Genomic DNA, 24,936 nt, shown 5'->3' on the forward strand with positions numbered 1-24,936 from the left:
CATGCGGTTGAATACCGCGAAGCGGTATTCAACCGCATGGACGTTTATATTAACGAAACTATTGAGTAAACACTTTGCCATCGATCCCGCCCCCAGCCCCATAATAGTGGCGATGTTCACTGTCGGAAGAAACAATAATCCGCTCATCATGGCTTGGGTATAACCAAGATGTAATCCATTTATATCATTGAGTTTCATGCAGCTTTGATAGATTTTCCCATCAAAGCTAAGAATACGGCTATTTTTTGTTTGATAAACATAAATGGGGCCGTGCTCATCTTCAGTTGATGAGATGCAGGTTCCTTTGATATCCATGGTATTGTTAACATCGCTTAAATACGTACATGTAACGGGTAGGGCAGTATAGCTGATAATAGACGCGGTAAATTAATTGCTTACGAAGTAAAGCTCTTTTAGTTGATATCAAACGGCTAAATTATTCGTGGTTAAGTCAATATAATGTATCCAGAAAGTGACTTTTTTCAAATATAAAACTACTATCATTATTACGACAATAACAAATTGATTTTTTATGAAAAAATATCTCTTTACCTTAATTATCATTTTGCTATTCGCTTGCGAACAACCCGCTACAGAAAAAGCCCTGCAGTACAGTCGTTCGCCTAGTAATCATACCGCGTTAACCTATCGATTTGCGATTCACCCTTTACACAATCCGCAAAAGTTATTCGAAGCTTATCAACCGCTGATTGATTATATCAATCTTAAAATCCCTGAGATTGATATTGAACTCGAAGCATCAATCGATTATGCCTCCTATGAACAAAAAATCCGCGACAGAAAGCCAGATTTATTACTGCCTAATCCATGGCAGACCTTGCAGGCTAGGGACAACGGATATCGAGTGATTGCCATGGCTGGTGATGCTGATGATTTCAAAGGGATTTTTATTGTAAGAAAAGACAATAATATCCAAAAACCAATTGAGCTGAAGGGTAAAAGAGTGAGTTATCCGGCACAAACAGCGCTTGCTGCGACAATTATGCCACAGTATTTTTTGTACACTAACGGAATCGATATTAACCAAGATCTTGATAATATCTATGTGGGTTCACAAGAGTCTTCAATCATGAATGCATATCTTGGTAAGGTAGCTGCAGCAGCAACTTGGCCACTTCCTTGGCGATTATTTCAAAAAGATCACCCAGAAAAAGCAAACCAGCTTAAAGTCATTTGGCAAACACCATCTTTAATCAATAACTCAGTTATGGTTCGTGATGACTTTCCTAAAGAGATTAGTCAAAAAATACAACATTTACTGATTACTTTAGCAGACTCACCAGAAGGTAAGGCGATTATGCTCGGTATGGAAACCGCTAGGTTTACTCAGGCTGAAGATGCTGATTACGATGTTGTACGCAGCTATATAAATAATTTTGAGAGCAAAGTGCGTCCAGTGGAAAGTTCAATCAATGATTAAAAAATTGCAACGCATTCTATTAGGCACATTGCGCCGTCAAATGATGATTGGCATGACGCTCATCATCACTTTGATGATGGGATTATTTGTCTGGGATACCACTCACCGCCAGCAAAAAATTAAAGTTGAACAATATAAAGATCAAGCTATTGCCCTTGCAGATACTTTAGCGACTTCGTCTGCTATTTGGGTTGCCTCGCGAGATGTCAGCGGTCTGCAGGAAATCGTCAATGGTGTCTCAAAATACCCTAACTTAAAGCAAGCTATCGTCATCGATTTACGTGGCCAAGTGTTGGCACATACAGATTTGACTAAAGTGGGTTTGTATATCGATGCATTCAACCAAGACAATGATCTGCAACAGATACATTATTCTGATAGTAGTATTGATGTGACTAAAGCCATTGTATTAGCTGATCGAGAAATTGGCTGGGTGGTGATTGATTTAGATAGACGCGCTTACTTAGAAGAAATTAACCAAATAAAAATAAACAGTTTCTTTTATGCACTTACTGCCATTTTACTTGGTGTATTAATCACCACCTTAGCCAGTCGTTATTTAACTCGTCGTTTGTATATCATTCAAAAAGTAGCCGACAAAGTCCAAACTGGCGCCACTCATTTACGTGTCAACATGAAGGGAACAGATGAAGCTTCGTTACTTGCTAAACAATTTGATCAAATGCTGGATAGCTTGGCATTAAGGGAATCTCAATTAGCCTCATTTTATTCTTTAGATTTGGTCGGTTTAACGGTTACGTCACCAGATAAAGGCTTGATCAGTATCAATCCTTGTTTGTGTAAGATGCTGGAATACACCGAAGAGCAACTGAAAAAATTAACATGGAATGATTTAACCTACCCTAATGATTTAGAGGCTGATGAAGCCCAATTCACCAGGTTACTTGCCAATGAAATTGATGGCTATAGTCTAGAAAAACGTTTTATTAGCAGAACAGGCAAAGTGATCCCTACCATGTTAGTCGTTCGTTGTGTGCGTAAAAACGATGGCAGTATTGATTATGTTCTGGCAATGGTTCAAGACATCAGCAAGCAAAAAGAAGACGCTATTCAAATAGAGCGACTAGCCTACTTTGACCCGTTAACGAAATTACCCAATCGGCGGTTATTAGATGATAGGTTAAAACAAGCATTAATATTTAGTGATCGGAATCAGTATTATGGTGCGATATTATTTCTTGATCTTGATAATTTTAAAACACTCAATGACACCCTAGGACATGATATTGGTGACCTGTTATTGCAACAAGTGGCCAATCGACTTATCAATATTATCCGTGAAGGTGATACAGTCACTCGCTTTGGCGGTGATGAGTTTGTGATCATATTAGAAGGCATTCATTCTAATGCTTTTGTTGCCGCCACACAGATAAAAGCGATTGCCACGGCTATTTTAGATACCATTAACCAGCCTTACAATATAGCAGGCCATAGTTACTCGACCAGTACCAGTATTGGCGCGACTTTGTTTCTCGGCAATAATACCACCCCAGATGAGTTACTCAAGCAAGCTGATATTTCCATGTATCAAGCCAAAAAATCAGGTCGAAACCTTGTCTGCTTTTTTGACCCTAAAATGGAAATCAGCATTATCAATAGAGTGGTGCTTGAACGCGATTTACTCATTGCACTAGAACATAATCAATTCCAATTGTATTACCAAGTACAAGTCGACAGCTCAAACACCCCCGTGGGCGCCGAAGCCCTGATCCGTTGGAACCATCCACAGCGCGGCATAGTGTCCCCCTTAGAATTTATCCCGTTGGTAGAAGAAACCGGCATGATTATCGAAATAGGACAGTGGGTTATTGATTCGGCCTGTAGGCAACTCAATGCCTGGCAGCAACATGTTAATACAGCAGGATTATCATTATCTATCAATGTCAGCGCCAAACAATTCCATAAAGCCGATTTTGTCGACATAATCAAAAAAAGTATTGATAAATATAGTGTTAATCCTAAATTACTTAAAATTGAATTAACTGAAAGTGTACTGTTAAATAATATTCAAACCATTATCGAAAAAATGAATACTTTAGCGGCTATAGGTATCCAGTTTTCGTTAGACGATTTTGGTACCGGTTATTCATCGTTACAATATCTCAAAAAACTTCCATTACATCAGCTTAAGATTGATCAGTCATTTGTGCGTGAACTCTGTGTTGATAGTAACGATAAAACCATTGTTAAGACCATTATTTCGATGGCACAGAGCTTAGGTTTAAGTGTAATTGCAGAAGGTGTAGAAACTGAACAACAACAGCAATATTTAATCAGCCAAGGGTGCCGTAATTTTCAAGGTTACTTGTTCAGTAGACCGGTACCAATTGACCAGTTTGAAAGCCTAATACCTCAAATCGCTTAATTAGGCAGATGCTAGTAGGCTAGGGCTACGATAATCAAAATGCGCCTATTGACTTAGAGTCAATAAAACGGCTATTGCGTAGAACATGGAATGAGATAAAGCGAGGTAAACACTAAGATTTTTATTTTGAGGTGTGCGTATAAGGGTTAATGTTGCCGCTGGAATAAACACCGAATGAATCAACAACATGAACCAATAGTGGCTAAAGTTAATTAGCCACTATACTGGACATTATCTAACAAATGCCTGTTAACATAGACTGTCCCAACTCAAGATAAGCATTAGCATCATCAACAATCCCTTTCGATTTAAGATGATGGGCAAAACCCAATCGTGCAGTCATCAATAACCAAAATATCGTACTAATTAAACCCACAATGCGCCACGGCGTTGATTTTGCCCACTTAAGCGTAAAGGTAATTGATAGTACATAAAGTACAAAACCACCTAATTTAGACGATGCCCAACCGTTCACAAACGGGTACAAGTTCAATGGATTAACGATAATCATGTAAACAAAGGTGCAGATAAACAGAGCATACAAAACATGAGGACCGATCTTGAGCAGTTTATTATTGACCTTGTCAGAGCCTTTCATCGTCAACACAAAGTTAATGATAAAAAATATAAACGTCAGCGCAATTATTGTCAGGTGGGTGTGCTTAACTATCATGTACATGGTCTTGTTCCCTAAAAAGTAATGTATATATAGTACTTATACCGTGTGTTTGTAGTTTAAAGCAAAGTCTGTAACCAACGAACCTTAATTACGTACTACGGTGGCGTTAAGATCAATATCTCCAACCAAGTCTAACTATTGTATTTGAGTATCGTGCTTATATGAAAAATAGGCATCAAACTTTCTCTTACAAGCTTTCTCCTCATATCAGCAATACAGCACTGTAGGCTACAGTTTTTTCATTTTAGTGCAGCTCATGAGTACTAACTCTTTAATCCGTTGCTCAGGTGTTATCTTTGCGCTTTTTGTCGGTTTTTTGTCTTAAACCATTACACTTTGCGCACTGACTTTACAATGAATTTACTAGCCAAGCGTTCATCTCATTCAGCTTCGTTCTATCCAAAGATAACAGGATATTTTTCAATGAGTCTGTAGACATCTTCGATGATATCGCCCAATCCACACCAATAATTCTAATGGCTTTATGTGGGTCATACTATTCTCGGTAAGGTGTCTAAATATGTAGCTTAGACAAATATTCAGGCCAAGCTGAGTGCGGCAGCGAACAGAGTGAAAAATAAAATACACGTATGATGAGCATTAACATCATGAGTTAATTGTGGTCGCTAACTCTTATTTATGTAGCCAATACATAATGTTGCATAGACTGAATGAGTTCAAAGTGATTGCAATTTAAGCCACAGATGGTGATATTTTTTTTACCATTTTTTTATTTTTATGCTAGGCAGGCGCTTCACTTTGCACTGCAAAGTGATCTAAACGCGTCAATTTTGAGGATAATATGCAAATAGAAACACTTCACGATGTTATGCAATGGACTAAAAACATGCACCAAGAACTGCACTATTTTGCAGCAAATTGTGCACTAAAAAGCGATAGTGTAAGAGTTGGATTGCTGCTTAAGTACATTTCAGAGCACGAAAAAAAAATGGCGCAGATAATGAAAAAGTTCGAAGACAGTGGTAACAACAGTGCGCTTAACACTTATAGTCGGCATTACTACGAAAAACTCGCTATTTCAATTCACACTGAAGGTGAGCATCCGTTTGAAAAGATGGATACAGATGAAATAGCGATTGTCACTCTTGAATATCACAAAAATATTGTCGGACTATTTGAGTATCTGCAAAAGTGCAGTTGTGCACCTTCTGTAACGGAATTTCTTAACGATATATTGTCGGTTCAAGAGGCTGAGGGAAGATTATTAGCACGTAACATGAAACAAATTGACGATTTGTAGCATCAATACTCCTCAGACCAAAAGTCATAGCGTCATGCTGAGAGGTTTCGTACTAGAAGCTATGCAGAATGCGCTCCCCTGGTAAGCAAAGCCTGTTTAGTGGCTGACTTTATACGTTATTTTAGCCACCAAATTAGCGTTAATTTGGCAATAACGGCGAATTCACATCAAGCCATATATAGATAATGCGACATTTCAACAAATCTAAGCCTAATTTATTGGTTTTATGACCTTAACTTGGTGTCACTCTGCAATAAAACTCCGCGATGTTAGCAAGAAAATGACAGGTTATGCAGAGTGTTCAGGCTTTTTAACATTTTGAATACAAACATTAAAATCGAAAATAAAGCCACTATCAAGCGTATTCTCGAAAGTACGCTAACGCACAGAGTCTAAAACTAAAGATCAGTATAATTTACTCGTTAGTCATCAAATCTTAGGTATCACTTAGATATCAAATGTCTCTAGTCATTGCAAAATACAATTTATTAATATTGAGGTGAGCACATGCTTTTTAATAATTCGAATATCTCGGACTCTCCTATTCGTCAGAAAATTCGCGAGTTCTATCGTATTGATGAAAGTGTTGCGGTAGAGCATATTTTACCGTTAGCAAAGGTTAACCCTGAAGCTGCCAGCAGAGCGTGGGAAAAAGCCCGTAAAATATCACTAAAAATACGCAGAGATGAGTCAGGAAACGGTGCTGTAGATGCCTTACTCGCAGAATACACATTATCCAGTGAAGAAGGTGTGGTGTTGATGTGTTTGGCCGAGGCCTTATTGCGTGTACCAGACAAACACACTCAAGATGCCCTAATTAGCGACAAAATTTCTCAAGGTGAGTGGCGAAGTCATCTGGGCAGCAGTGATTCACTGTTCGTTAATGCCTCATCCTGGGGATTATTAGTTACCGGCACTATGGTTGATTATGCTGATGAGCGCGAAAAAGATAGTTTTGATTTATTGAAAAAGATTATTGGTCGTTTAGGAGAGCCTGTCATTCGTAAAGCAATGAACTATGCCATGCAAATTATGGGTGAGCAGTTTGTTATGGGCGAAACGATTCAAGCTGCAACAGAGCATGCTACCAAACAAGATCGGCAAGGCTTCGTATATTCTTACGATATGCTAGGTGAGGGTGCTCGCACCATGGATGATGCGGATAAATATTTTAAAGCTTATCAAGTTGCTATAGATACTATTGGCGCGGTTTCACTCGCGTCAGGTAAGGACGATCCTCGCAGGGTTCCTGGTATCTCAGTTAAGCTTTCTGCTATCCATCCTCGTTACGAATTTGCGCAAAAACAACGGGTAATGACTGAAGCTGTGCCCAAGCTTAAAGCGCTTTGTTTGCAAGCTAAAAAATACAATATTGGTTTAACGGTTGATGCGGAAGAATCTGAGCGATTAGATTTATCCCTTGATGTTATTGAGGCGGTATTTAGTGATGACGATTTAGCGGGTTGGAATGGCTTTTCTATGGCGCTGCAAGCTTATCAAAAGCGGGCTATTTTTATCCTTGATTGGTTGCATGAGTTAACCGTTCGTGTTGGCCGGACAATGATGGTGCGTTTAGTTAAAGGTGCTTATTGGGATACTCAGATTAAAAACACTCAAAAAGGCGGCTATCAGCATTTTCCGGTATTCACTCGCAAGGCTTCTACTGATGTGTCTTACCTCGCCTGTGCGAAAAAATTACTCGAATATAGAGATACTCTCTATCCACAGTTTGCTACACATAATGCTTATACTGTGGCGACTATTCTTGAACTGGCGGGCAATGACAAAACAAGTTTTGAATTTCAATGTCTATATGGCATGGGTGGTTCTTTATATGATCAAGTTGTTGCCAGTGAAAATGTTCAATGTCGCGTTTATGCACCGGTTGGTCCTCATAAAGAGCTACTCGCCTATTTAGTCCGTCGTTTGTTAGAAAATGGCGCTAACTCTTCTTTTGTTAATGCCATTATTGATGAGTCTCAACCGGTCGAATCGTTACTTGAAGACCCCGTTGAAAAAATGACTCGCTTAACAGACAAATATAACGGCCAGATAACCAAACCTATTGCGTTATACCATGATGAAAATGGTGTGGGTCGAGATAATTCCAAGGGCCTAGATTTAACCGACATCAATATGCTTACCCCGTTAAAAACATCACTAGATAACTGGGTTGAAGCTAACCAGTTCTGTGAAAGTGATATCCCAGAAGGGGCTGTAGCTATTAGAAACCCAGCAAAGCAAAGTGAAATCATTGGTTTCCAGCGACATCATAGCAAAGGTGACATGCTCGCGATGATCGATACGGCTCAAACGGCGTTTGCCTCATGGTCACAAAAGCCTGTATCGGAGCGCGCAGCCTTATTATGCAGTATCGGCGATATTCTCGAACATCATAGGGACGAGCTCATAGCCTTATGCATCAAGGAAGCGGGAAAAACGACTCAAGATGGTATTGATGAAGTCAGAGAGGCTGTTGATTTTTGTCGTTATTATGCACAACAAGCGATTGAACTTGCAGAAGATGATCGTTTAGAAGCCCGTGGTGTGGTGTTATGTATCAGCCCTTGGAACTTCCCGTTAGCGATATTCATAGGCCAAGTAACTGCAGCTATTGCTACTGGTAATACGGTGCTGGCAAAACCCGCCCAGCAAACAAGTTTAATTGCATTACGCGCTATTGAACTCATGACATCTGCTGGACTGCCTCACGGGGTTGTACAAGCGGTTATTGCCAAGGGGAGTGAAGTAGGCAGTATTATTATTCCTAATGTACATATTCAAACGGTTATATTTACGGGTTCAATTAAAACAGCGACTATGATTTCGCAAACGTTGGCTGATAGAGATGGCGCAAAAGTGCCTCTCATTGCTGAAACGGGCGGTCAAAACTGTATGATAGTTGACTCCACAGCTTTGCCAGAGCAAGTAGTTGATGATGTTATTTCTTCAGGATTTCAGTCTGCAGGTCAGCGTTGCTCTGCGCTCAGGGTGTTATTTTTGCAAGAAGACATTGCTGATACGGTTATTACAATGCTTAAAGGCGCATTAGCAGAATTGCATGTGGGTAATCCAGAACAACTGAGCACTGATGTGGGGCCTGTCATTGATCAAAAAGCGCTAGAATCACTTAATGCTCACAGTGATTATATGAAAACTCATGGTCAACTATTGTATCAATGTGCGATATCTAATGAAGAAAATGAAATAGCACAAAACGAAGCTTTCTTTTTTGCACCGCGACTTTATGAAATAGACAATATTAGCGTGCTCAAGCATGAAGTCTTTGGTCCCTGTGTGCATATTATTCGTTTTAAAGGCGATGAAATCGAAAAAGTCATTGATGATATTAATGGTACAGGTTTTGGTTTAACTATGGGTATACATACCCGGATTGAACAGCGAGCCATTCGTTTGGCGACACTATCGCGTGCAGGTAATGTATATATAAATCGTAATATGATTGGCGCTATTGTTGGTGTGCAACCTTTTGGGGGGCGTGGCCTTTCAGGTACAGGGCCAAAAGCGGGTGGCCCCTATTATTTAACGCGTTTAGTGAAAGAGAAAGCCACTCCTGATGCCGATAAATATAACTTGTTGCCATCGCAAGTCGATGCCTTAGTGAGCGATACGGTATCAAAAGCAGAAGCAGAATTATTGATGGATAGGGCGGATGTAGCAGAAAAAATCTGGCGCATGACCGAGCTAAATCAGCGTATTGCTTTTGTTCGTCAAATGTTAGTCGAAATGGCTAATATCGATAGTATTGATGATTTAGCCGATGACTTAAATCGTACTTTGACAGCCGCTAATTCACAATTAGTGGCTGTTGAAAAACATCTGCAAAAGCCAACAACACTTCCAGGTCCAACAGGCGAGTCTAATATTCTCTATTTGGAAAACCGCGGTAATATCATCTGCTTTGCTGATAAAAATGTAACTTTCCATTTTTGGATGCTCTCTATCGTAACGGCTTTGGCAACTGGAAATACCGTTATCTCGGTGGTTTCTGATTTATTTTATGATCAAGCGCTAGCCATTAGAGATAAATTCGTTACAACAGGTGCTGATGAGAATGTTTTTCAAGTTACCCGGTTAGGTCATTTAACCACTTTATTGGCACATCCGGCGTTATCAGGAGTTATTGTTGATAGTCATTGTGATCGAAAACATTATATCAGTGACAGACTAGCCGAGCGTCAAGGCGCAATTTTACCGGTCATCAGTTCAGAGTATTTTGATAATCTCATTCAACGTTTATTAACAGAAAAAACCGTTAGCATTGATACAACCGCTTCTGGTGGTAATACGTCGCTGATGACTTTAGATGAAGAAAACTAACTATTTTAGAATGTTATGGTTAAACAAACATTCTGAATATTTATAATTTCATCAACTGAAACGTTGATGAAATTATTCACTTTAGTGGCAATCGATAAAATTAAAACGACCTAACAGGCAAACTAAAACGATAGACGAACAGATGTATTATTCGAGTTGAGCATCAATGGTAACAGAGGATTTGGATATGCAGTCTGTTCGTTGTCGAACAGACTGCATTTGGTTTTATCGGTATGATTTTACTGTGCGATTAGAAACATTAAGTAACCAATTATTGCAGTTAAAGTCAAAGACAATCCCGATTAGTGAAGCTTTTTCGATGACTGATTGCACATTTATAAATAGAAGGGCTTGTACTGAGCCCTGAGGAGAAACTATGATTCAAACCAACCAAATTCAACCTGATATGCCTGTTGTTTGCTCCGAAGATGGTCAATTTGCTACTGTAGATCATATGGAGGGCACCGATACCCTCAAGCTGAAAAAAGATGACAGTGGCCAACACCATTACATTCCGCTGAGCTGGGTAACTTCAATTGAGGGCGATAAAGTTAAAATCGATCGTCCAGGAGACCAGGCTATGCAGGAATGGTCTCAAACTCCGCCAACAGCTACAGGACACTAAAGTCTTGTTGTACCGCTAAACAAAGGTGGCATGATATTCATGCCATCTTAAGACCTGAGCGGGAAGTACTGAATGTATTTCCCGCCATCACTATCACGTCGTATGTTAGACAATAACTCATTCTCGCTGACAGTTTAGTTTGCCCTTCTTTTATAGATGGTCCCTGTAAATAACATACTGGTATTGTGTCTTAGACTCAAAGATGAGCCAGTGCACAATACTCGTGTGTCGTTTTATTAATTAGATAACCTGGTGAAGCGATATTAAGTGCAATTTCATATCAAGATTCTTCTTCAACATCAAACAATCTCAATGTTTACTCAAAATCACGTTTTTACATATTTAAGTTCTGTATCTGCATGTAATCATTGGTGATACTAAGGCTTTGTGGCAAACTGAATATTATTGCCGTTTGCAATCGCGCTAGAAGGATCTAGATCTCGTATGAGTATCAATAAAGCCAAGCTTACCGAAACCGATATTATCTCTAAATACATCATGCCAGCTATCAAAAATGCTGGATGGGATGATATGTCGCAAATTCGCCAAGAGGTGAAGTTGCGCGACGGTAAAGTTATTGTGCGTGGTCAATTGGGTGTGCGCAAAACGGTTAAGTCTGCTGATATCGTGCTGTATCACAAACCCAGTATGCCGCTGGCTGTTATTGAAGCTAAAGCAAACAAGCATGAAGTGGGTAAAGGCATGCAACAGGGGTTAGATTATGCCCGTTTGCTTGAAGTTCCTTTTATTTTTGCCTCCAATGGCGATGGTTTTATCTTTCATGATAAAACCAAGCTCGGGACTAGCGAAGCGCACCAACTCGAAACAGAAATCCGCTTAGTAGACTTTCCATCACCACAAGAATTATGGACTAAGTACTGCGTGTGGAAAGGTTATACCCAAACCCAGTTACCTATTATCAATCAAGAATATCATGATGATGGCACGGGTAAGCACCCTCGTTATTATCAACTGCAAGCCATTAATAAAACCATTGAAGCTATTTCATCCGGTAAAGACCGCGTGTTACTTGTCATGGCGACCGGTACGGGTAAAACCTATACCGCATTTCAAATCATCTGGCGCTTATGGAAGTCTCGCGCTAAAAAACGAATCTTATTTTTAGCCGACCGTAACATTTTGGTAGACCAAACCCGCATAAACGATTTTCAGCCCTTTGGCACTTCAATGACCAAAATCACTGGACGCACGGTTGATCCTGCATTTGAAATTCATTTAGCCTTATACCAAGCACTAACCGGCCCAGAAGAAAGCCAAAAAGCCTTTAAACAAGTCGACCCAGACTTTTTCGACCTAATCATTATCGACGAGTGCCACCGTGGTAGCGCTTCAGAAGACAGCGCCTGGCGTGAAATTTTAGAATATTTCAGCAGCGCTGCTCAAGTTGGCCTTACCGCCACCCCTAAAGAGACTGACCAAGTATCAAACTCCGACTACTTTGGTGAGCCTGTCTATACCTACTCACTCAAAGAAGGCATTGAAGATGGTTTCTTAGCTCCTTACAAAGTCGTGCGGGTAGATATTGATGTCGATTTACAAGGCTGGCGCCCCACAAAAGGTCAAATAGATAATAACGGTGAAGTGATAGAAGACAGAATTTATAATCAAAAAGACTTCGATCGCAACATGGTGATTGATGAACGCACCCAATTAGTTGCCGAAACCATTACCAACTACTTAAAACGCACCGACCCGATGGCCAAAACTATCGTGTTTTGTAACGATATTGACCACGCCGATCGCATGCGCCGTGCTATTGCCAATCTCAACCCTGAGCAAATGGCCAATAATGAAAAGTACGTGATGAAAATAACCGGTGACGATGAGCTTGGCAAAGCGCAGTTAGACAATTTCATCAATCCCAAAAAAGCCTATCCTGTTATTGCCACCACCTCTGAGCTAATGTCTACAGGGGTAGATGCCAAAACCTGTAAGTTAGTGGTGCTAGATCAAAACATTCAGTCTATGACCAAGTTTAAACAGATTATTGGTCGTGGCACCCGCATTGACGACCGATACGGCAAACTGTGGTTTACCATTCTCGACTTTAAAAAGGCCACTGAATTATTTGCCGACGAACGCTTTGACGGTACACCAGAAAAAATCATTAAAGTGACGCCTGAAGATATCGAAGATGAAAACGTTGATATTGACTCAGTTGGTGATGAGGTAACGAATGAAAACGGTGCCGATGATCATCAGGATGATAAACCCGATACTAGTCAAAGTGATGCCATAAACGACCCCCAAGGCGATGGCTGCCTTGATGGTGAGTGGGACGAAGGCGAAACCCGTAAAATCAACAAATACCGCGTGTCAGGTGTTACAGTCAGCAAAGTTGCCGAACGAGTCCAGTATTACGACAGCGATGGTAAGTTAGTTACCGAATCCTTTAAAGATTACACCCGTAAAACCATGGCGAAACAGTTTAGCTCACTCGATGAGTTTGTTAAACGTTGGAATGAGTCTGACCGCAAACAAGCGGTGATCGATGAACTGGCACTAGAAGGCATTATTTGGTCGGCTTTAGAGGAAGAAGTGGGAAAAGAAATGGACCCCTTCGACATGATTTGCCACGTGGTGTACGACCAACCAGCATTAACTCGAAAAGATCGCGCAAACAATGTGCAAAAACGCAATTACTTCACTAAATATTCCGACACTGCACAAGCCGTACTGCAAAATTTACTGGTAAAATATGCCGATGTCGGCGTGCAAGAAATTGAAAATATGCAAGTGCTTAAAGTCGCCCCGTTTACCGAGTACGGTAATTTAAGCGAAATCGTTAAAAAAGGCTTTGGCGGCAAACAAGAATACGAGCAAGCCATTAGTGAATTAGAAGCGCAGATTTATCAAATTCATCAGCAATCAGCCTAGCAGCTGTTCTTTTCATAAGTACTTTGGAACAGGGCTTTGTATTCGTTTTTATATAAGATTTTTATATTAGCTCTGTTTGTTAAAAATAAGACACAACATCATTTTATACTGCGGCCAATAACAGCCGCAGTAACCGTTTAAGAGAATACTATGTCTATCAGTTCAGCAATTAAATCCATCCAAGATATTATGCGTAAAGATGCCGGTGTCGATGGCGACGCCCAGCGATTAGGGCAAATGTCTTGGTTACTGTTCTTAAAAGTGTTTGATGCACAAGAACAAGAGTTGGAGATTGAACAAGACGACTACCGTGCACCGATACCGGTAGAGTTTTTATGGCGTAACTGGGCAGCTGACAATGAAGGTATTACCGGTGATGAGCTACTTGAGTTTGTTAATGACGAGCTATTTTCACAACTTAAAAACTTCACTGCACCAATAGATAAAAACCCCCGTGGGTTTGTGGTAAAAGCGGCGTTTTCAGATGCGTTTAACTACATGAAAAACGGCACGCTGTTACGTCAGGTGATTAACAAGCTTAATGAGATTGACTTTACCGACTCAAACGAGCGCCACTTGTTTGGTGATTTATACGAGCAAATATTAAAAGACTTACAAAGCGCTGGTAACGCGGGTGAGTTTTATACTCCGCGCGCCATTACTAAGTTTATTGTGGCGGTGACTAACCCCAAGCTGGGTGAGTCGATTATGGATCCTGCGTGCGGTACCGGCGGCTTTTTAGCTTGCGCTTTTGACCACGTTAAAGCCAACTACGTTAAAACAGCAGACGACCATCAAACCCTGCAACAGCAAATATTTGGTGTGGAGAAAAAGCAGTTACCGCATTTATTGTGTACCACCAACATGATGTTGCACGGCATTGAAGTACCGGTGCAAATTAGGCACGGCAACACCCTAAACAAACCGCTTTCAAGTTGGGACGAGCAAGTTGACGTTATTATCACCAACCCGCCATTTGGTGGCACCGAAGAAGACGGCATAGAAAAAAACTTCCCTAGCGAATTCCAAACCCGTGAAACTGCCGACTTGTTTTTACAGCTCATTATTGAAGTGTTAGCAAAGAACGGACGTGCAGCAGTGGTATTGCCAGACGGCACCTTGTTTGGTGAAGGCGTTAAAACCAAAATCAAAAAAATGTTAATGGATGAATGTAATCTGCACACCATAGTGCGGTTACCAAATGGCGTGTTTAATCCCTACACCGGCATTAAAACCAATATTTTATTCTTCACCAAAGGTGATGGCTCTGCAAAAACAGCAACCAAAGACGTGTGGTTTTACGAACATCCATACCCAGCAGGGGTAAAAAACTACAATAAAACCAAGCCAATGAAGTTCGAAGAGTTCGAGACAGAACTTGAATGGTGGGGCAACGAGGCCGACGGCTTTGCATCGCGTGTAGAAAACGAGCAAGCCTGGAAAGTATCAATTGAAGATATTATTGCGCGTAACTATAACCTCGACATTAAAAACCCCCATGTGGGCGAAGTTATCAGCCATGACCCACAAGCGTTACTAAGTGATTACGCCAAACAACAAGCGGATATTCAAGCACTACGTGACCAACTAAAAGGCATTTTGTCAGCCGCATTATCGTCACCTTCGGCAGCATCAGACGGTGAGGGCAAGTAATGGCTGATTTATCAACACCTACCAACGACGGTCAATCAGAGCAAACATCAGATAATTTGATCACGCAGCATATTGATATTTGGACGACAGCCATTGAGCAAAAGTCCTCAGCAGGGCGCGGTTCATCAAAGAAATTTTCATTATTTGGCATCAAAAAACTGCGTGAACTGATTTTAGAATTGGCCGTGCGCGGTAAGTTAGTGCCGCAAGATGTTAATGATGAGCCAGCTTCTGTTTTGCTAGAACGCATTGCTGCTGAAAAAGCGCAATTGGTGAAAGAAGGTAAACTTAAAAAACAAAAGCCTTTGCCTGAGATTGGTGAAGATGAAAAGCCGTTTGAATTACCGCAAGGGTGGGCGTGGAGTCGTTTAGGTGATATTGCAACTGCTTCTACAGGTTATGCTTTTAAAAGCTCACAATACACCAACAACGGTACATTCGTGCTACGAGTTACAAACATTAATCCCGATGGAACTATCGATAGGCTAGATAATAAATTTATTGATCCTATTTTAGCTGATAGTGAATTCAGTAAGTTTTTACTATGTGAGAACGATGTTTTGATGGTCATGGTAGGGGGGAGTTTAGGTAAGGTAGGAATTGTATCTAAAAATGTATTACCGGCTGTATTGAATCAAAATATGTGGAAACTAAGCCAATTTGGAGGCATCCCAGTTCCTTTCTTTCAATGCATATTGGAGTTTGTTAATAACAACCAAATTACAATTACCGCCTCAACTCATGGGCATTTAGCACAAGGTGATTATTTAAGTAAATTGGTACCTACGCCTCCGCTCGAAGAACAACACCGTATTGTTGCTAAAGTCGATGAGTTGATGAGCTTGTGTGATGCCCTTGAAGCGCAAACAGAAGCAAGCATTTCAGCACACCAAACCTTAGTCGAAACCCTGCTTAATGCACTGCTACAGCCTAACATCACTCAGCAAAAAGATAGCCAATCAGCCTGCCCAGAGCCTTCTTTTGCTGACAGCCTTGAGCCTGCATTTAATGATAGTTTCATAGACAGCTGGCAGCGTGTCACCGAACACTTCGACACGCTTTTCACCACAGAAGCCAGCATCGACACTCTAAAACAAACCATCCTCCAACTCGCCGTCATGGGCAAGTTGGTACCACAAAATGCTAACGACGAACCAGCAGCAAAATTGGTTGAGCGCATCGCAGCCGTAAAAGCTCAACTAATCAAAGACGGTAAAATCAAAAAACAGAAACCACTGCCCGCCATCACCGACGAAGAAAAACCGTTTGAACTGCCGCAGAGTTGGGAGTGGTATCGATTAGGGACTCTTTATAGTTTTTTGAACGGATTTGCATTTAAAAGTGAATGGTTTCAGCCGGATGGTATTAAATTATTAAGAAACATCAATATTGCGCATAGTGAAACTAAATGGGGAGATCAGGCGTGTATACCAAGCTCGTTGGCGGCAGAATATGAAAAGTATCGACTTTCAGCAGGTGATATTGTCATATCGTTAGATCGTCCAATAATTAATACGGGCTTGAAATATGCTGTAATCGAGCAGTCTGATTTACCATGTTTATTACTTCAGCGAGTGGCAAAGTTTCATTCTTATGCTGATACAGTTACCCCTAAATATTTATCACGATGGTTAGAATCTGATTTATTTATGTCAGCCATAGACCCAGGGCGTAGCAATGGTGTTCCACACATATCGACGAAACAACTTGAGGAAATGGTTTTTCCTCTTTGTTCACTAGAAGAACAACATCGCATCGTCGCCAAAGTCGATGAACTAATGGCACTTTGCGACCAACTCAAAGCCCGTTTAAGCGACGCCCAAACCACTCAACTTCACCTCACCGACGCCATTGTCGAGCAGGCGGTGTAGCTATGGCCATTATCTTCAATCAGCCTCAAACCATAACGCAGTTGTTGGCGAAAAAACTCACCATCCCTGAGTACCAACGGCCCTACAAATGGCAACCCAAGCACGTTAATCAGCTGATTGATGACATTTTTAATCACCGCACTAAGCCGTGTTATCGCCTTGGTACTGTGGTACTGCATCAAGACAAAGAACCAAAAAGTGAGGCTGAAAAGGGAACTCTGAACATCGTTGATGGCCAGCAGCGTCTGCTCACCTTAACTTTGCTTTGCACCATTCTTGATGGGCAAGAGAAAACTATTTCATCCACCTTGCTTGAACATAAGTTTGAATCTTCAGTCAGTATCGAAAACCTCAAGAACAATGCACAAATTATCTCTGAACGATTAGCAAGCCTGCCTGTAACCCAAAAGCAGGAACTACTCAATTTTGTGCTTAATAAGTGCGAGCTGGTTCAAGTCACGCTCGATGACCTGAGTGAAGCGTTTCAGTTTTTTGACTCGCAAAACGCCCGTGGTAAAGCGCTTGCCCCGCATGATTTGCTAAAGGCCTATCACCTGCGTGAAATGATGGACTCAACCGAGCAAGCTGAGCGTTTGCATCACGTAAGCTTGTGGGAGCAAGGCGTTAACCCTGACGATGATTCGGCTAACTTGCATACCATTATGGGGGAGTTTTTGTTCCGCATGCGCCGCTGGATTGATGGTGATTATGGCATTGCGTTTAGTCGTCACAATATTGATGTGTTTAAAGGCATCAACTTAGATAGCACGCAATACGCTTATGTCGATGCAATGCTGGCGCTGGATTATGCGGTTGAAACCTTTAACGCTGATCCCGCGCGTAAATGGGACAAGCAAACCAAGGGTTATCCATTCCAAGTAGATCAGGTGATGATCAACGGTAAGCGCTTTTTTGAGTACATTCACCACTATATGGCAATTCACACAAGCTTGTTTGTTGGCAACGAGGCAAGGCTCGCTTTATTTGTTGATAAGTACACTCGGTACAGTGGCAGTCATCGCAAAGGGGATAGCTATGTGCGAAACCTATTTATGTGTGCAGTGATGTATTACTACGACAAATTCGGTGATGTGGAGTTAGAAAAAGCGGCGCAGATTTGTTATCGCTGGGCATATTATTTACGCCTTGAACTACAACGTATTGGCATGGGGTCGGTAGACAATCACGCTAAAGACCGTAGTGGGTTATTTAGAGCAATTCGAAAAGCCGTCCACCCTCAACAGGTGCTGAACTTTCAGCCGCCTTATATCAAAGAGCCTAAGTTCACTAACGCTAATGACGTGCAGACATCTATTGAAGCAATGAAATCGGGAAGTATCAATGAGTGAATCTAATCAAGTAGAGCAGTTATCCGTTAGCGCACTTTTCGACAAGAAAACTCAATATATTATTCCTATCTATCAGCGAAATTACGCTTGGGGCGCGCCTGAGATTGAACAGCTTATTCAAGATATCAGTGACGCCGCAGGGCTTAACACTCAATCAAAAAAATCAGATGAAACCGCTACAACCAAACAAGCAAAGTATTATCTGGGTAGTCTAGTTGTTTATCAGCGTACAACGCATTCGCAGCAATCTAATGTGGTGTACGAAACCATTGATGGGCAGCAAAGGCATACTACACTCACTGTTGGTGTTGCCTGAATAGATATCATCTAACGCTCTGGTTGATTTTGGGCGACTATCAAAGGCTAGGTTAATATCAAGCCCTGTTAATTTTCCTTCATCCAGTACTTTTTGATGCTTTAAATACGCCAACAAAATAGAGAGTGTAGTATGCCTAAAACTAAGCAGTTTTTTGAGTACCTGTTAGAAAGCGTCAGCATACTGAGAGTTGTTGTGCCACCACAAACCGATCTTAACCACTACTTTGAGATCATGAACAATCGTGGTGAACAGCTAGAAAAACACGAAGTATTGAAAGCGAAATTTATGGCAACACTCGTCAATGATGAGGATAGAAGCTGTTTTTCAACCATTTGGGACGCTTGCTCTAATATGACGCGCTATACCCAGATGGGCTTTCAATCTGACTTGCGTAAAGCAGTGTTCGGTGACGATTGGCAAGCTATTCCAGCAAGCTTTGAGGCGATTCAAGCAAAGCATACGAGTAAACAGCAAAAACAAGATGCTATGACGCTGCGAGAAATCATCGACAACAAGGTATCCAATGCAAACAGCGATGATGAAGAGCGCGAGAAGGAAGAGCGCTTTGGCACGGTTATCGACTTTTCAAACTTCTTACTTCATGTGTTAAAGCTGATGAAGACGAAAGAGAAGGTTTCGTTAGATGACAAGAAGTTAATCGATGCATTTATCTGTAAAGATGCTGGTTTGAGGGTTGAAGCCAAAGACTTTGTGTATGAACTGCTTAAGTACCGAATTCTGTTTGATAGCTACATCATTAAGCCTGACCAACATGATGAAAAGCGAAAGTGGAGTTTGTTAAGACTTAATGCTAATCAAAACGGTAATAGCCTAAGCCCTGAGTACCCAAATGCCTTTAGCAGTGAGCACAATGAAAAAGTTCGCATGATCTTGGCGATGTTCCATGTGTCGAACCCAGCATTGGTGTATAAACGCTGGCTAAGTGACGCACTAAACATATTGAATACACATACAACACAGGACACTAATTTAACGGTTGATGGTGAGGTGTACTTAACTGAGCTTGAACGTTTAAGCGATTGTTATTTTGCAGAAATTACTGAGGGTAAACTTTTAGAGTTTGATCAAGATAAGTTAGGTGTATTGCATCAAGGGACGGGCGTTAAGAATTTCGTGTTTAACCGATTGGATTACTTACTGTGGCGAACTCTATCAGAGGGAAAACCTGTTGGCAACGATACAAAAGAGACTCTAAAGGAACACTTTTCAAGTTTTCAATTTGCGTTTAGAGCCTCTGTTGAGCATTACTTTCCACAAACCGATCCATCTGGTGCAAGCAAAATGAAGGATGTAGATCGCTTTGGAAACCTGTGTCTAATTTCTCCAAGTAGTAACTCAAGACTTAGCAATTATTATCCAGAACATAAGAAGAAGTTCTACCAAGAAAACAATCGTGCTGAAAGCTTAAAACAAGCGATTATGTTGAATTAACCTGAATGGGGCCCTGAAGGGGAAGGACTAATAAATATCGAAAAACACGAAACACTCATGTTAAATGTTTTATCGGATAGAAAAGTATAAGTTAGCCATAAGGTATCAATTAGTTTTATTGAAATAATATCGATTTGGCAACAGCAGGTAGCAAAATGGATTTACAACTGACAATACAAACTTCCGACCTAGGCTTTGACTATGACCTAGAACTGAATAGCTGGCAGCAAAAGCTACAAGCCTTTAGAGTATTCGGTACTAAGCCTAAAGAACGGTTAGAAGGAGGGCTGGGATTAGGATTAAACCTCATAACCCAGTTTTCATCAGGCGATGAATGGTTAGCTCAGATCCCTAAACAATATTTAACCGTTACAAAGGCTTTTCCTGAACATGAATATCAGCTGTTGTGGCTTGCAGCTAATAGTGAGCAAGCGGCTCAATTGTTATTAATGCGACCATTGTTGTTGGTACTTATTTGTGAGCAATACCCGATTGATAATGACAAAGCGTTAGCGTTAAGTCATCTCGGACAACGCGACATTCTCAATGAACTCGGCTACGACAACGCAAAAGCGACACTTAAATTTATAGACAAGTTAACACTCAAATTTGAGCGAGATGTAGAGTTAAAGTTTTTAAAAAAACTGTTAGACAAAAGAATGTGTCGCTACAAAATTTTTAAACATCACCAGACAATAAACTATGTGACAATAAGCCTGGATAACCGATACCCATTTTTAACCTGCACAAAATTAGGCCATGCGATAGCAAATGATAAAAATCTCAAAAGAGGGCCTTTACGTGCATGTCTAGCCGATACGATAACACTTGGATTAGCACTCGGTATAAATGAGCCTGCAAAACGAATTGGACAGCTTTCGTCACTGGATGAGCTTGAAAGGTTACATCAACAATGGATTGATCTGCGTAATGATGCTAGGCGAGTAGCATCTAGACCAAGACCTGTCGATGCTGATACACCATATCCACAACTTATCCCTAATGAGCCGAACATTGTAGCCATAGAAAATTATGATGATCTTATTAATGAAGGGATTATCCAAAAACATTGTATCGCTGTTTATCACATTCGGATTGTCGCAGGACATTATTGCGCATTTAAAATGGAGCTCCCACAAAGAGTGACCATTGGGGTGAAAGTCAATAAACGCATTGGCATGCTTGAATTGGATCAAATCTCCGGGATACGTAATGCAATCGCAACAAATGAAACTCGAGAGATAGTCTATACGTGGTTTGAGAGAGTAAAGAAAACCTATAAGCAAAGATTTAACCCTGAGTCTGAACTAAGGGCTTAAAAAATTACGAAATGGCTTTGGGTATTACAAAAGTCTGTTTGCATTTGTAGGCTTTATTAAAGGGATGCCACACGTTAGTTATCAATATCACCAACTGAGAAAAACTCATTAAAAAACATACCACAGGATTTGAAAAAGTCAGGTGGTATAAACTGACAACAAAAAGCGATCTGAATAGGTTATTGCACCGCAATTTTGCAATGAAATCGTTAGTTTTAATATAACCATCTGATTCTAAATACTAAAAGGCCAGATCCACGAAGTGAGACAAAACTCATTTTGTATGAGAAACCACAAAAAGGCAATTGGATAAGATTACACAAACATCCTATTTAACATAATATACATTGTGCGCATACTTATGTGAGGTGATATATATGCGCACATTTGCAGTTATGTTCAATAACGATATGAATCAACAGTATGTTTCATTTACATGGGCATTCTAATCAAAACCTAGCAACAGACATCAATACTGTGTTTAACATCGTGCTGAGATTGCGTACTTTAATTTTTTACGGTCTGTTCCTAGCAATTATTTAATCTCAGCGAGATGATTTAGTGGTTTATTGAATGCACTCTGATGTCGTTCAGTTTGTGTGGTGTGCAAATACTGTGATGTTGTGTCGATGCTCTCATGACCAGCGTCGGCCTGGACATGTGATAATGGCCGCCGGTTGATATTGATATCATGGGTGATCCCAGTGTGACGAATATTATGAGCACTGAGTTTTCGCATAAGTTGACTGTCATGTTCAAAACCATCTTTAGCGGCATTGTCTGCAGCTAAGTTAATGAGCTTGTCTATTTCGTCTCGTATATGCCGAATACCAAGATTGGCGTTTATGACACCAGATTCTCGTCCGTGGGCTGCGGCTTTGTGCCTGACAAATATAGGATGTTGATCGTTGATATTGGGTAAATCGCTGAGCTTTAGATAACGTCGATAATCCACTAATCCAGCCAGCAAGGCTTTTGATATGGCAATATTACGGGCTTTGCCGCTTTTGGAAAATGGTACATGGAAATACCAAATACCAGAATGTGGATCTTGTCTGAACTGGCTCATGATGGGCGCATAACCTGCACGAGCACTGATTTCAGATATGCGTAAATAGCAGCTATATAATAGTGTAATGAGAAATAAACTGCGTTGATGTTGTTCCGGCTGAGTGCTGGCCAATTGGCTAACGGTGCTAATAACATAAGACCACTGTAACTCGGTAAATGCGTGATGATTATTGTCTTCATCGATAGTGAATTTACGTTTTATGGCAAACCGACTGTGTTTAAGCCATAACTGAGCTGGGTTTCGCTCGGTATATTCCTCGCTAATGAGATAGCCATAAAATGACGATAATATCGCAACTTTAGTCTTTAGTGCATTATCACTTAGTTGATATGGTAAACATTTCCCAAGTTGTTTTTTGCCTATAAATGGTCGCCATTGTGGGTTTGGTGATCGCTCTCCAGAGGCTTTATTGAGTTTAAATTGCGCAACATTAAAATACCCGATTAATGCTTTTGGTGGTGATTGGCAGTAATCGATGTATTTGGCAATGTCTTTTCGTGTGACTGATATAAGCGATAATGCCACAACATCGAAACACCAATGTAGAAACGTAGTTAATTCGCTACGATAGGCTTTATAGTTATTTTCAGACTGCTTTTGCTCAAATAACCAATCAGCACAATGCTCTATTATGAGTCCTGCATCAGCAACTTTTTCGATTGATATTTTGGTAATATATTGATTTATGTAAGCATTACCTTGAAGTACATACTCTGCCGCATCAAATAGTGGCAATACTGGCGGTAACTCATCACTTATGTTCTTTGGCATATTCTTAAATATAGGTTATTGATTACATTCGTTTATTATACTATTTTTTGCCTGATGCCGATAATGTTATTTATCGGCATCAATGATGATGATTTTTTAACGAAACAGATTTCAATTGTAGGTTTTAATATGGGTTATTTTAATATGTGTTTACGGCAATATGCTGGTCTGATATCAGTTGTGACACACAACTATCTATGGGGTTTAATCTAGCACACGCCTGATGGCATTGCTTATTGTGGCAAGATGTTCGTTTTTGACAGCTCCATAGACATAGTTGCCAAACGGTTTGTTTACTTGCCTTATCTAAACATTGCAGGTCGGCAGCACATAAATGGCCTGCTTTGATTAATTGGGCCACTTTATCTGCATCAATAGAGACATTTAATCTGTTCATGTCTACCCCCTTCTTTTTAGCTATATCTATTAAGCGTTTATTGTAATTAGCCACGTTAATTCTGGGCTCTGTCACGTTTACCCTCTTCCCTTCTCAGTTTGAAGATTGAGCGAGTTAGATTTATCATACACCAATGAGAATGATTATCAATTACACTGTTGGTGTTAACGTCACTTCTGCGCGGTTTGTCACAATTTAGTTAACATAAATAGTTATGTTTCAACAATGGATGGTGAGTAGAAATGATTGGCTTGCATAAGAATGGGGTCAAAAAGGTTAATAATCACATTTTACAGCAGCGTTTGGCTGTGAAATATCACACTATTAATAAATATAGAAACAGAGGTTTAATCTCAGAACAAGAAAACGTCATTTTAGTATCGAGGTTTAAGTTACCTCTGCCCTAACCTGCAAAGGTATTGATATGTAGGATGATTAAACCATTGACCTACTTGTTATCGTTATCCGCTAAAAAGTCGTATATCAAGGTACGTGTTTGTTTTTGGTAATCAAATGAGATAAATACCCGCCACACCATATAATTACTGCTGCATGAGCCAAAGATTAAAGAGCCTTGATAAGTATTGTCCTTAATTTCGGACAATGAAACGGGGATAATCCCCATAAACATATCGCGCCCTTCTATTCTCATTGAAATATTAGTGATCGCTTGATTGCTATTCAGCGTAACTATTAATGGTTTCTCGCTAGGAGTATTAACGGGATCAATCAGTAAACCAACTTGTAAGTCGGCTACTTTTTTGTAACATTCTCCAGCAGAAAATTGACATAAACTGGTATCAATTGCTAAATCATCCTTTTCTTGTGTTTTTTGTTTGTCACAGGCTACTAAAAACATTAAGAAAATGGTCAAAATGAAAATCTGGATAATTTTGTGCACAATTTTTAACCTTTTAGGCTGAGTTAGTAACATTATCTGCCAGAGCTTGATCTAGATCAACTTTGGTATATTTTGTGAAGTATCTTTTTTGACTTAGCTCAAGTATCATAACACCGCCTCATGCTAGAGAGAATTAACATGAGGTAACACCTTGACAAATGGCTTTAAAAATAGCTTTTAAAAGCTCAATTTATAACCTCC

16 protein-coding genes and 1 pseudogene are annotated in these 24,936 nt (G+C 40.3%); 12 read left to right on the top strand and 5 right to left on the bottom strand.

Annotation, left to right across the window (positions count from 1 at the left end):
- Positions 1–315: pseudogene (locus H5185_RS13670) on the bottom strand (ATP-binding protein); the annotation flags it as partial.
- A gap of 217 nt (positions 316–532) precedes the next feature.
- On the opposite strand from H5185_RS13670, the gene H5185_RS13675 reads away from it, so the two are divergent.
- Both H5185_RS13675 and H5185_RS13680 read left to right on the top strand, forming a co-directional pair.
- On the top strand, positions 533–1,441 hold the full coding sequence (locus tag H5185_RS13675) for a phosphate/phosphite/phosphonate ABC transporter substrate-binding protein (RefSeq protein WP_182742372.1): 909 nt from the start codon (positions 533–535) through the stop codon (positions 1,439–1,441).
- Positions 1,434–3,827 (top strand): EAL domain-containing protein, encoded by a 2,394-nt coding sequence (locus H5185_RS13680; RefSeq protein ID WP_182742373.1) that lies wholly within the window; start codon positions 1,434–1,436, stop codon positions 3,825–3,827. The genes H5185_RS13675 and H5185_RS13680 overlap by 8 nt, the downstream gene beginning before the upstream one ends.
- Positions 3,828–4,062: 235 nt before the next feature.
- Here H5185_RS13680 and H5185_RS13685 read toward each other — a convergent pair whose 3' ends face one another.
- The gene (locus H5185_RS13685; RefSeq protein WP_124014884.1) at positions 4,063–4,506 is read right to left on the bottom strand and encodes a SirB2 family protein; all 444 of its coding nucleotides are present in this window, start codon (positions 4,504–4,506) and stop codon (positions 4,063–4,065) included.
- A gap of 847 nt (positions 4,507–5,353) precedes the next feature.
- Between H5185_RS13685 and H5185_RS13690 the strand changes: the two genes are divergently transcribed.
- From H5185_RS13690 to H5185_RS13735, 10 genes are all read left to right on the top strand, one after another.
- Entirely contained in the window at positions 5,354–5,767 is a 414-nt protein-coding gene (locus tag H5185_RS13690; protein WP_259396221.1) for a hypothetical protein, read from the top strand.
- Between the two features lie 507 nt (positions 5,768–6,274).
- Positions 6,275–10,108 carry a bifunctional proline dehydrogenase/L-glutamate gamma-semialdehyde dehydrogenase PutA gene (gene putA, locus H5185_RS13695; protein ID WP_182742374.1) on the top strand — a complete coding sequence of 1,278 codons (3,834 nt, stop codon included), beginning with the start codon at positions 6,275–6,277 and terminating at the stop codon, positions 10,106–10,108.
- A 376-nt stretch (positions 10,109–10,484) separates the two neighbouring features.
- The gene (locus tag H5185_RS13700) at positions 10,485–10,733 is read left to right on the top strand and encodes a DUF2171 domain-containing protein (protein WP_182722947.1); all 249 of its coding nucleotides are present in this window, start codon (positions 10,485–10,487) and stop codon (positions 10,731–10,733) included.
- A 444-nt stretch (positions 10,734–11,177) separates the two neighbouring features.
- Positions 11,178–13,631, top strand: coding sequence for an EcoAI/FtnUII family type I restriction enzme subunit R (gene hsdR, locus H5185_RS13705; RefSeq protein WP_182742375.1), 2,454 nt, complete (start codon positions 11,178–11,180; stop codon positions 13,629–13,631).
- Between the two features lie 150 nt (positions 13,632–13,781).
- Complete coding sequence (locus H5185_RS13710) at positions 13,782–15,284, top strand: N-6 DNA methylase (protein ID WP_182742376.1); 1,503 nt, start codon at positions 13,782–13,784, stop codon at positions 15,282–15,284.
- On the top strand, positions 15,284–17,155 hold the full coding sequence (locus H5185_RS13715) for a restriction endonuclease subunit S (protein WP_182742377.1): 1,872 nt from the start codon (positions 15,284–15,286) through the stop codon (positions 17,153–17,155). Before H5185_RS13710 ends, H5185_RS13715 begins: the two co-directional genes overlap by 1 nt.
- Positions 17,156–17,157: 2 nt before the next feature.
- Entirely contained in the window at positions 17,158–18,504 is a 1,347-nt protein-coding gene (locus tag H5185_RS13720) for a DUF262 domain-containing protein (RefSeq protein ID WP_182742378.1), read from the top strand.
- Complete coding sequence (locus tag H5185_RS13725; RefSeq protein ID WP_220494461.1) at positions 18,497–18,820, top strand: DUF262 domain-containing protein; 324 nt, start codon at positions 18,497–18,499, stop codon at positions 18,818–18,820. Before H5185_RS13720 ends, H5185_RS13725 begins: the two co-directional genes overlap by 8 nt.
- 132 nt (positions 18,821–18,952) lie before the next feature.
- Positions 18,953–20,275, top strand: coding sequence for a DUF1524 domain-containing protein (locus H5185_RS13730; RefSeq protein ID WP_220494462.1), 1,323 nt, complete (start codon positions 18,953–18,955; stop codon positions 20,273–20,275).
- A gap of 155 nt (positions 20,276–20,430) precedes the next feature.
- Positions 20,431–21,594, top strand: coding sequence for a PcfJ domain-containing protein (locus H5185_RS13735; protein WP_182742379.1), 1,164 nt, complete (start codon positions 20,431–20,433; stop codon positions 21,592–21,594).
- Positions 21,595–22,129: 535 nt separating this feature from the next.
- On the opposite strand, the gene H5185_RS13740 is transcribed toward H5185_RS13735, so the two are convergent.
- The 3 genes from H5185_RS13740 to H5185_RS13750 form a co-directional block, all read right to left on the bottom strand.
- The gene (locus tag H5185_RS13740) at positions 22,130–23,437 is read right to left on the bottom strand and encodes a site-specific integrase (protein WP_182742380.1); all 1,308 of its coding nucleotides are present in this window, start codon (positions 23,435–23,437) and stop codon (positions 22,130–22,132) included.
- Positions 23,438–23,576: 139 nt separating this feature from the next.
- A complete protein-coding gene (locus H5185_RS13745) occupies positions 23,577–23,834 on the bottom strand; it encodes a hypothetical protein (protein ID WP_182742382.1) in 258 nt (85 codons plus the stop codon).
- 448 nt (positions 23,835–24,282) lie between these two features.
- On the bottom strand, positions 24,283–24,735 hold the full coding sequence (locus tag H5185_RS13750; protein ID WP_182742381.1) for a hypothetical protein: 453 nt from the start codon (positions 24,733–24,735) through the stop codon (positions 24,283–24,285).
- Between the last annotated feature and the right edge of the window lie 201 nt (positions 24,736–24,936).

Origin of the sequence: Shewanella sp. SG44-6, assembly GCF_014164185.1 — a bacterium.
Taxonomy (GTDB): Bacteria; Pseudomonadota; Gammaproteobacteria; order Enterobacterales; family Shewanellaceae; genus Shewanella; species Shewanella vesiculosa.